This window comes from Moorena sp. SIO3I6, assembly GCF_010672095.1.
Genome location: NZ_JAAHHU010001179.1, coordinates 1 through 1,595, shown reverse-complemented (window position 1 = coordinate 1,595; position 1,595 = coordinate 1). Strand labels below are relative to the sequence as shown.

Annotated in this window: 1 protein-coding gene and 1 pseudogene; both read left to right on the top strand. The window is 34.9% G+C overall.

Features of this window, described 5'->3' with window-relative positions:
* A partial coding sequence (locus F6K49_RS47445) for an ATP-binding protein (protein ID WP_293109490.1) occupies window positions 1-1,130 on the top strand: 1,130 nt, incomplete at its 5' end.
* Window positions 1,131-1,246: 116 nt separating this feature from the next.
* Window positions 1,247-1,595, top strand: a pseudogene (locus F6K49_RS47440) (hypothetical protein); the annotation flags it as partial.

Genomic DNA, 1,595 nt, shown 5'->3' with positions numbered 1-1,595 from the left:
TTTATTTTCCAGCAACGGAAGGAGATATTGATGAAATCGATGCTCAATATACAGATATTCTGTTAGCTTGTACTCGTAATATTTTAGAGAAACTTAAAGAGTATGGGTCTCCTAATCCGTTATTAAAGTGGTTAAAGTCTCGCTGGACTGAATTAAAGGATTTGGGGTTATCTGAGGTAGAGTTTGAAAAATTAACGGTTGAAGCTCAAATTCAGATTTTTAGTAAATTGACTACAACCTTAAGACGAAATCCTAGTAGCCGTGAAACCATTAGAAAACAGGTTGATAATTATAGTGTCTCGTTGATTACAGCGTTAAATGAATTTATCAAAGATGCTCAACATAAATTACCTGAGGAAAAATCCAACATAGTTGTGATCGCAGATAACTTAGATAGAATCATCTCCCTGGAAAAAGGGAATAACAGAACAAGTCACAAGGAAATATTTATTGATTATAGCAGTCAATTAACAGCCTTGAATTGTCACGTAGTTTATACAGTACCAATTTCCTTAGCCTATTCCAGTCAAGCTCCTGAATTAAGAAATATTTATGCTACTCCTCAAGTGTTACCAATGATTATGGTAAAAAACCGTGACAACAAACCCTATTCACAAGGATTAGATAAATTAAAAGAAGTTATTGAAAAAAGGATTCACTTAGTTGACTCTAGGATTGATATTGATACACAAATCTTTGATAGTCAAGACACTCGCATTGAGCTTTGTGCTATGACTGGTGGTCATGTGCGAGAGTTGATGCTATTAATGCAGTCAGTAATGCGTTATATTGATAATTTCCCGATTACTACAAGAATAGTGAGGCGGGCAGTTAGTGATGCCAGAGATAGCACCTATCGTAATGCGGTTAGTTCTGAAGAATGGCAAAAATTAGCTAAAGTGTATATTTCCAAGACTATCCCTAATGATGAATACTATCGTAGTTTGCTATTCCGTCGTTGTGTGTTGGAATATCGAGAGTTTGATGGAGAGGGTAATCCTGTGCGTTGGTATGATGTTCACCCTTTAATTGAAGGAACACCTGAGTTTAAATCTGCTCTTGATGATTTAACTAATAGTAAGCATTCAGCGGTCAGCGGTCAGCAGTCAGCTTTCCATAACTCCGATTAAACGAATGCTTACTTGTTTTATTCATAATAAGCACATAAATTAGCGTTGCCATAGCCAACCGATAGCTGATAGCTGACAACTGATAGCTGATAGCTGACAACTAATCAATGAGTACAATGTCGAGATTAAATTCAACCACATTTAGATCAGATGAACAAGAATCCTATCTGAGGTTAAAACGTGATTTATCTTGGCGTGAAGGCTTTGGGATTTTATTTGTGCGGTGTACTCCTGTACAAGAAAAAATAATTATTGAAGAAATTCAACAAGATATTAATGATAAAACAGTTGATGTTTTAAAGCTAGACCATTCTATTTATAATTTATATGATTTGATTGAGCAAAAGATTAACGACAATCCCATTGATATTTTATTTATTAGTGGCCTTGAAAAGTCTTTAGCGTTAGACGATTATATTAAACATACCCTTGAAAACCCTAAAAAATCCTATCAAAGAGAGGCTA